The following is an 8,627-nucleotide window of genomic DNA, read 5'->3' as shown; positions in this document are numbered from 1 at the left end:
CCAGCCGCCGCGGGGCCTGCCGCCACGCCGGCGCCGGCGGCTCCCGCCGCCGCGCCCCAGGTCATCATCCCGACCGAACTGGACACCAAGGCCTGCATCGCCAAGCTGCGCAAGGGGGCGGCCGCCAATGGGCTGACCGTCGCCGATTGGGACAAGTACACGGCCAACGCCAAGCTGCTGCCCACGACGGTGGCGTCCGCCAAGGGCCAGCTCGAGGGGCGCGAAGCGTGGTGGGACTACATCGCCAAGACGGTGGACGATGAGCGCGTGAAGGACGGCAGCGCCGTGCTGGCCAAATATGGCCCGCAGCTCGCCGCCATCAGCCAGCAGTACCAGGTGGACCCGGCCACCCTGGTCGCCATCTTCGGCATCGAAACCAACTACGGCCGCCAGGTCGGCAAGACCGACGTGCTGGATGCCTGGCTGACGCGCGCCTGCACCGAGAACAAGTCGCTGTGGGAAAAGAACGCCTACGCCTCGGTGCGGCTGCTGCGCGACGGCACCGTGCCGGCCGACAAGTTCATCGGCTCCTGGAGCGGCGCTTTCGGCATGACGCAGTTCATTCCGACCTCGTTCTATGAACTGGCCGCCGACGGCGATGGCGATGGCAAGATCGATCTGTACAACTCGCTGCCCGATGCGCTGGCCTCCACGGCCAATCATCTGCGCAAGCGCCGCGCCAAGTGGACGCACGGCCTGCCGGCGGTGGTGGAAGTGCGCGTGCCCGCCGAGCTGGCGGCCGCCATTCCTCCCGAACCCGATGCCGAGTACGTCGGCTCGCAGGACCGCCGCACGATCGCCCAATGGGCGCAGGCCGGCCTGAAGCAGGGCGACGGGTCCGCGCTGAAGCTGCCCTCGGGCAACGACGAGCAGGCCTATCTGTTCGCGCCCACCGGCGCGAAGGGCCCCGTCTTCCTGGCCACGGTGAACTTCGACGCCATCCTGCACTACAACCAGTCGCGCCGCTACGGCCTGGCGGTGTCGCTGCTGCTCAACCGCCTACAAGGCGGCCCGGCGCTCGTCGCGGCCTGGCCCACCGACGACCCCGGCCTGTCGCGCGCGCAGATCAAAGAGCTGCAGGACATGCTCTACGGCCTGGGCCACGACGTGGGCGTGGCGGACGGCATTCCGGGCGCCAAGACCCGCGACGCCGTGCGCGAGGAACAGGCCAAGCGCGACCTGCCGCAGGATGGGCGGGTCGGCAAGCGTATCTACGACGCGATCAAGGCCACCTGGCCGCCCGAGGCGATCCGCGCCCGCCCGGACGGCCAATCGTGACGGCCGCGCCGGGCACGCAGGGCTACGGCGAAAACGCCGCGGCCCTTGCGGACCAATACGAGAGCATCGCGTTCGCGGACGTGCACCGCGACGTGGCGCACCTGATTCCGTCCGCGCCGTCGCGCATCGCGGACATCGGCGCGGGGTCCGGCCGCGATGCCGCCGCGCTGGCGCGGATGGGCCATGCGGTGGTCGCGGCCGAGCCCACGCAGGCGCTGCGTCTGGAAGGGCAGCGCCGTCATGCGCTGCCCAACCTGGAGTGGGTGGATGACGCCTTGCCAGGCCTGGACGGCCTGCGCGGGCAGGGCCGCGCATTCGACGTGATCATGCTCACGGCCGTGTGGATGCACCTGGATGCCGATGAGCGCCGCCACGGCATGGAGGCGTTGGCGGCGTTGCTGGCGCCGCGTGGCCAGATCCTCATGTCGCTGCGGCATGGGCCCGTGCCTCCCGGGCGCCGCATGTTCGACGTATCCGCGCAGGAGACTATCGAGCTGGCCGGCGCGCACGGCCTGTTCTCCCATCATCTCAGCGAACGCGAGGACATGCTGGACCGCGCCGACGTGCGCTGGAGTTTCCTGGGCCTGCGCCGCGGCTGAACCGCGGCGCCGGTTCATCCTTCCGGATCTGGGCCGGGCCGGGGGACGGCCGGTATGATGGAAGGCGCCATCACTTTTTTTCCGCCATGTCCATAGCGCTGTTTCCTCTTGTGTTCGACACCGCCCGGCTGCATGCGCAGCGCATGGACGAAGCCCACCTTCCGCTCATCGCCGCCATGCATGCGGACGGCCGCCTCATGGCGACAATGGGCGGCACCCGCGATCTGACGGCCAGCCAGCTCTATCTGGAACGTAACGTCGCGCACTGGAACGAGCACGGCTTCGGCATGTACATGCTGAGCGAAAGGGACGGCGGCGCGCCGGTGGGGCGCGCCGGGCTGAAGCGCGCCATCGCGCGCGAGGGGATAGAGCTGGCCTACGCTTTCCTGCCCGGCAGTTGGGGCAGGGGGTACGCCACCGAAATCGCCCAGGCGCTGCTGGCGTTGGGCTTCGGGCGTCTGCCCGTGGACGCGCTGGCGGCGGTGGCGCTGGACGGCAACGCCGCTTCATGCCGGGTCCTGGAAAAATGCGGCATGCGCCATGTCGCCACCCAGGGCGCGGGCAGCGCCGGGAAGCGGCACTACGAGATCCGCCGCGCCGAGTGGCGAGTCGCAGCTACGGCGTGATCGATCGGGGCCGGCCGGATCGGCGCTAACATTTCTCCATGAACACCCATAAAGCAATTCCAGACGACGATCCGCCGCCCATTCCGCCCGAGCCTCCCGCGCCCGAGGAGTGCTGCAACAGTGGCTGCATTCCCTGCGTGTATGACGTTTATAACGAGGCCATGGACGCCTACCGCGAAGCGCTGAAGGCGTGGAAGGCCAGGCACGAGGAAAAGTCAGGCGCCTAGGGCCTGTGCCAAGCTCCAATCAGCATAGACAGGCCCTGGCCTCAGCCGGCCAGCTTCATGTGGATGATGGGGAAGGGCCGGCCTGAGTCGTCGTGCGCCGAGCGGCCGACGTCCTCGAAGCCGTAGTGCTTGTAGAAGCCGTGGGCCTGGGGGTTCTGTTCGTTCACGTCCACCAGCAGGGTGCCGTGCAGCGACCGCGCGAAATTCAGCAGGCGGCGTCCGGCCCCCTTGCCTCGCTTGTTCGCGTCCACGAACAGCATTTCGACCTTGTTGCCGTTCAGGCCCATGAAGCCGGCGACTTCGCCGGCATCGTCTTCGCATACCCATACCCGCACCGAGGGCAGGTAGGTATTGAGCACCTGCGGGTACATGGCCTGTATTTCTTTTTCCGTCAGGAACGTATGCGTGGCGCGCACCGAACGGAGCCAGATGTCCACCAGGGCCAGGTCGTCGCCGTGATTGCGTTCTCGGATGTTCATTTTCTTATTGGTTCTGAAGGTCGGTTGCCGTCGCGGTCCTTGGCCGTGGGCGGCATGATGCCGCTAAAGTCCCGAGCGGTATAGCTCAGTCGCCGCCAGGACGGTTTCCATCTGCACAGTATGCGCGAAAACAAAACGGTCGCCGTAGACGGTTTCATCCGGAAACTCCGAAATCAGCGCCAGCGGCAGATCTTCGCGGTCGCTTTCCGTCATCTGCACGGGGATGCCGTTGAGCACGTTGAATCCCGTTTCGAGCGCGTGCGCCTGAAATAGTTCAAGCTGCCGGGCGTTGAACTCGATCAGGCCGGGCACGTTGTGCGCGAGCCTTGCGGTGACGCCTTCGATCAGGCGGCGGGCGCGTTCGCTCCAGCCCGGATGATGGCGCAGCACCAGGAAAAAGCCCTTGGGTATCGTCCACTGCTCGAAGTGGCGCGGCAGATAGCCGGATAGCGGCCGCGTCCATTCGTGGGCGGGATAGCCGTGCAGATTGATGTGCAGCTGCGCCCCGCTGATGGCCACCGCCTGATGCCGGCCGTCGCGCTCGAAGAACGGGGCGCGTTCGCGGTAGGCGATGTCATCGCCCAGCGCGCTGTAGCGCGACGCGTGCAGCATGTGGCGCGGGTGATGCTCGCGCAGCCGGTTGAAGAGCGCATAGCCGTCCGGATTTTCGGCGGCGATGAGCGCGAAATGGGCATTTCCGCGCGCGGCCAGCGTCTGCGCGGCGCGCAGCGCGCCGACGACGCCCGAGGTTTCGTTGGCGTGCTGCGCGCCCGAAATGAAGACGGCGGGGCCGGGGCCGCGCAGGTACGTTCCCAGCACCGGCCGGCCCTGGCGCGAAACGGCCTGGAACGTGTCGCCGCCCAACGCGGCCATGCACCCGGCGATGTGAGCGGCCGAAAGCGGCTCGCGGGTTTGCGCCAGCGGCGTTTCCGGCGCGGCGGGGACGACGGACGCGAGCGCGGCGAACGGTTCCAGCGATATCCGCACGCGCGCCGCGCCGTCGTGGCGGCGGATGTCCGGAATGATCTGGCCGGGCTGCAGGCCGCGGTCGCCCGAGGGCCGGCCCGAATGCTGCTGGAAGTGTTCCAGCAGCGAGAAATACACGTCTTCGTGCAGCGCTTCGAAGGTGCTGACGATTTCCTCGTCCAAGGGCAGCGCGAAATCGATGCCCGGCAGGTCCACGCGGATCTCCAGGCGCTCGAAATACGGCTCATGGGCGCCCCACGCGTGCGTGCGCACCGTGTCCACGATGCTGCGGAAGACTTGCTGGTATTCGGTGGTTTGCGCCGCGTCGGTCTGCAGCGCGCCGCCGGCGTCGCGCACGCGCAGCCAACCGGTGGGCGAGAGTTCGGGCGTGCCGTCGCGCGACTGGCCCAACTGGTTCGGCGCGTAGACGCGCTCTTCGATCTTGCGGCCGTCGGCGTACGTCAGGCAGACGTCGTAGTGCAGATCGCTGGCGCCGGCATGCATCGTGACTCGCGCGCCTTCGAGCAGGGCGGCCAGCGGATACGCCTCCAGCGTGAAGCGATTGGCCTGGGCGTGTTCGTGCACGGGATAGCGGACGATGACGGAGTCCAGCCCTGCAGGATCGACTTCTTCCAGGAAGAAATGCAGCAGCGGTTTGTAAGCGCTGCGAAAGCGCGCGGTGACTCCCGCCTGAGCCAGGCGGGCCTGCGCGGCGCGGCGCGCTTCCAGCCCTTCGAACAGCCAGCCTTCGACGACCGCGCCGCGCCAGGCCGGCCCCAGGTAGGCGTGCGTCCAGGCATCCAGCGTGCGGTCGAATGTTCTATCCAGCAACGACATCTTCGGCAATCCTTAAAAATCCCTGACTGGCGGCGGGCGGCGATACCTGCCTGCCCCATCGGGTCCCGCCGCTCGCGCGATTGGCGGGCCTTTCCCCGCGCGACAGGGGCTCATCGTAGCGCGCCAGTCCTGTTCGCGCGTTTTACCCGCCACGCGCAAGGTATCGCCGTCCGGCGCGTCTGCATTGTGCGCCCCGTCAGCCAGCCCATGCGCGGCGCCGCCGCGCGCGGTCGGATCATGCAAGCCGGGGAGGGCGCGTAGGGCATCGGGCGGCAGGCGACCGGACTCGACCCTGGAAAGCGCCGGTGCGGAAGAGGCGGGATGGGGAGGAAACGATGGCGTCCCGGGCAGAGACAGGTATGGGCAAGACAGCAAAGGGACGGGTCGGCGGCAAAACGTCGGCGGATTATTGACGATTCGCCGACCTGCGGTCATCCGGGTTAACCCGGTCTGATTTTTCATCCCCTGCCATATCCGTCTTTGCCGGGATGTCGTTCTATTACAGAGCGATAAGTTCCGATAGGCGGAAATGCGCGCAAACGGGCGCCAAGCCTCCTTCATCTTGGGCCAAGTTCAGCAAATTTTCTTGAATGGAGAAGACGCGACACCGCCGCGGCCGTGAGCGTCAGGCCGGTATGGAAGCGATGTGGCGTAGGCGGGCGGCAATGATCATCTGGGTGGCTGCGGGCGGCACCCCGGCGGCGTCGCTTGCGCAAGCGGTTCCCGACCTCGCTTCGCGCGCCTCCGAGATCCAGCGCCGCCAGGAACAGGAAATCGACGCGCAGCGCGCCCGCGCGGCGGAGCGCCCCGACGTGCTGTCGCCTGCCGCGGCGCCTCCCGGCGGCCTCAGCTTCCCGGCCGAGGCTCCCTGCTTCACCATCCGCGAACTGCGCTGGGAAGGGGCGGGGCCGTCCAAGGCGCTGGCTCGGGCGGCCGGCGCCGTCCTGGGTCATTGCGTTGGCGCCCAGGGCCTGCGCGCATTGCAGGAACACCTGATCGGCCTGCTGATCGATGACGGCCTGGTCACCGCACGCGTCGTCGTGCCAGAGCAGTCGCTGGCGGCCGGCATCTTGACGCTGCGCTATCTGCCGGGGCGTATCTCGGCGGTGAAAAGCGAGGGCGCCGTCGGCTGGTGGCGCACGGCGCTGCCCAGCGGGCCCGGCAATGAACTGAGCCAACGCGACCTGGACCAGGCCCTGGAAAACATCCGCCGCCTGGGCAGCCAGGCCGATGCCGCCATCGATATCGCGCCTGGCCCGCAACTTGGAGACTCCGACATCCTCGTCCGGCCCGGCACGGGCAAACGCTGGCACGCTTATGTCGGCGGCGACAACGGCGGCATGGACTCCATCGGCAAGTACCAGGTGAACGCCGGGCTGACGCTGGATTCCCCGCTGTTCCTGTACGACCAGCTCTCGGTGGCCTGGAACAGCAACGCCCGCTGGCGCGACGCGGAATCGAATACGCGCGCGGCTTCGCTCAACTACAGCATCCCCTTCGGCTACTGGGCCTTCTTCGCCGGCGCCAGCAAGTCGACCTACCGGCAGGCCGTGGCAGGCTTCGACGAGCCCATCATCTATGGCGGCAGTACCAGGCAGATCCAGGCGGGTGTTTCGCTGGCGCCCTATCGCGGCACGGCCTACAAAGGCAACGTTTCTTTCACGGTATTGCGCAAGCGCTCCGACAGCACGCTGAACGATGTGCCCATCGAGGTGCAGCGCCGCGACGTCACCGGCTACGAACTCAACTACGGGCACCGTCATTACCTGGGCCTGGCCATGCTGGACGTGGGCGCCGGTCTGCGCGGCACCTGGCCGCAGTACTCCGACGAGCCGGGCTACGTCTACGGCGATCCCGACTGGAACGGCCGCAGCACCATACTCGCGGCCAACGCGGGCCTCTACGCGCCCTTCAAGCTGGCGGGCCAGTCTTTCGCCTATCAGGTCAACTGGCAGATCCAGCACGCCAAGACGGCCATCGTGCCGGCCGACTACTTCACCATCGGCAACCGCTACGCCGTGCGTGGCTTCGATGGGCAGATGACCCTGGCCGCCGAAGACGGCTGGACGCTGCGCAACGACCTGTCGCTGAACCTGGACGCGCTTGCCGGGGCGCCAGGGCAGCAACTCTACGGCGGCCTGGACGTCGGCCGCGTCGGCGGGCCGTCGGCGACGTTCCTCTCCGGGCGCACTCTGGTAGGCGCCGTCGCGGGGCTGCGCGGCCGGATCTCGATGCCCTGCGTGAACGCCAGCTATGACCTGTTCGCGGGCTGGCCGCTGAAAAAGCCCGAATCCCTGAAAACCGCGTCCACCGTCTTCGCGATGGCCGTGATGTTCGAATTCTGATCCCGTTAGCCAGGTACGCATGATGTCCAAACTCCGATCCTTCATCGTCTGGTCCGTCATTGGCACGCAAATGTGGTCGCCCGTGCTGGCGCAGACCCTGCCGATCTCGGTGGACAAAAGCGTGGCGGGGCAGAAGCCGGTGGTGGGCGTCAGCAACGGCGTGCCCGTCATCAACATCGCGCCGCCTTCGGCGGGCGGGGTCTCGAACAACCGCTATACCCAGTTCAACGTGGGGCCGGCGGGCGTGGTGCTCAACAACAGCGGCGGCGCAAGCCAGACCCAGCTTGCCGGGCAGGTCGCCGGCAACGTCATGCTGGGCAACCAGCGCGCCGCCACCATCCTGAACCAGGTCACGGCGCCGAACCCATCGCAACTGATGGGCACGTTGGAGGTCGCTGGCAACCGGGCCAACGTTATCGTCGCCAATCCGGCAGGCATCACCTGCAACGGCTGCGGCTTCCTGAACGCGGACCGCGCCACCCTGACTACCGGCAGGCCGCAGATCGGCCCGGACGGCAGCATTGCGCTGGACGTGGCGGCCGGCAAGATCCGGGTCGAAGGCGAAGGCCTCTATGGGGCCAATCTCAGTCAGGTCGACCTGATCGCCCGGTCGCTGGAAATCAATGCCGGCGTCTGGGCTGACCGCCTTAACGTGACGGCTGGCGCCGCGCGTGTCGATTACGTCTCCGGCGCCGCATCGGCCCTGGCGGGCGATGGCGCGGCGCCAGCTGTCGCGCTGGACACCGCCGCCTTGGGCGGCATGTACGCCAACAGCATCCGTCTGATCGGAACCGAGGCCGGCGTGGGCGTGAACGTGGGCGGCAACCTGGTGGCTCTGACGGGCGACTTGCAAGTCAGCGCGGCGGGAGACGTGCGCATCGAGCCCAGCGCAACCATGCAGGCGGCGCGGGATCTGTGGCTGGCGGCCGGCCGCGACCTGGCGCTGGATGGCGCCGCGCAGGCGGCGGGCGCCGTCGCGCTTGCGGCGGGCCGCAATGCCGACATCCAGGGCGCGGTCGGCGCAGGCGGATCGCTGGATGTGAGCGCCGCGCAAGACGTGGCCATCGCCGCGCGGGCCGGGCTGCAAACCCAGGACGCGCTGCGCATCGCGGCCGGGCGGGACTTGTCGCTGGCGGGTTCCATGTTGATGGGCGGCCAGGACCTGCGCGCGGAGTCCGGGCGCAACCTGCGGATCGGCCCCGCAGCCGCCGCGCCCGGCGGCGCGCCGCCGCTCACGGGGGGCGCGGGCCAGGGGCCCGCCGCGGGCGGC

Annotated in this window: 8 protein-coding genes; 6 read left to right on the top strand and 2 right to left on the bottom strand. The window is 68.4% G+C overall.

Features of this window, described 5'->3' with window-relative positions; genetic code table 11:
* The 4 genes from JL37_RS04455 to JL37_RS04440 form a co-directional block, all read left to right on the top strand.
* Positions 1-1,278: lytic murein transglycosylase (locus JL37_RS04455; protein ID WP_052096858.1), on the top strand; the 1,278-nt coding region annotated here is incomplete at its 5' end.
* Positions 1,275-1,877 (top strand): bifunctional 2-polyprenyl-6-hydroxyphenol methylase/3-demethylubiquinol 3-O-methyltransferase UbiG, encoded by a 603-nt coding sequence (locus tag JL37_RS04450; protein WP_043542339.1) that lies wholly within the window; start codon positions 1,275-1,277, stop codon positions 1,875-1,877. The genes JL37_RS04455 and JL37_RS04450, both read left to right, overlap by 4 nt.
* A gap of 86 nt (positions 1,878-1,963) precedes the next feature.
* Entirely contained in the window at positions 1,964-2,503 is a 540-nt protein-coding gene (locus tag JL37_RS04445) for a GNAT family N-acetyltransferase (protein ID WP_043542337.1), read from the top strand.
* A 38-nt stretch (positions 2,504-2,541) separates the two neighbouring features.
* A complete protein-coding gene (locus tag JL37_RS04440; protein WP_043542336.1) occupies positions 2,542-2,730 on the top strand; it encodes an oxidoreductase-like domain-containing protein in 189 nt (62 codons plus the stop codon).
* A gap of 41 nt (positions 2,731-2,771) precedes the next feature.
* Here the strand turns inward: JL37_RS04440 and JL37_RS04435 are convergent, their stop codons facing one another.
* Entirely contained in the window at positions 2,772-3,209 is a 438-nt protein-coding gene (locus tag JL37_RS04435) for an acetyltransferase (RefSeq protein WP_043542334.1), read from the bottom strand.
* A gap of 63 nt (positions 3,210-3,272) precedes the next feature.
* Positions 3,273-5,012, bottom strand: coding sequence for a peptidase M14 (locus JL37_RS04430; RefSeq protein WP_043542332.1), 1,740 nt, complete (start codon positions 5,010-5,012; stop codon positions 3,273-3,275).
* A gap of 665 nt (positions 5,013-5,677) precedes the next feature.
* Here JL37_RS04430 and JL37_RS04425 point away from each other — a divergent pair.
* Together JL37_RS04425 and JL37_RS04420 are read left to right on the top strand one after the other, a co-directional pair.
* Positions 5,678-7,357 (top strand): ShlB/FhaC/HecB family hemolysin secretion/activation protein, encoded by a 1,680-nt coding sequence (locus JL37_RS04425; RefSeq protein WP_052096856.1) that lies wholly within the window; start codon positions 5,678-5,680, stop codon positions 7,355-7,357.
* Between the two features lie 22 nt (positions 7,358-7,379).
* Positions 7,380-8,627 (top strand): filamentous hemagglutinin N-terminal domain-containing protein (locus tag JL37_RS04420; protein ID WP_156124219.1); only part of this gene is annotated, 1,248 nt, incomplete at its 3' end.

This window comes from Achromobacter sp. RTa (assembly GCF_000757485.1).
Taxonomy (GTDB): Bacteria; Pseudomonadota; Gammaproteobacteria; order Burkholderiales; family Burkholderiaceae_B; genus Achromobacter.
Note: the sequence above shows the minus strand (reverse complement) of the source record. Positions and strands in the feature narration are given on the sequence as shown.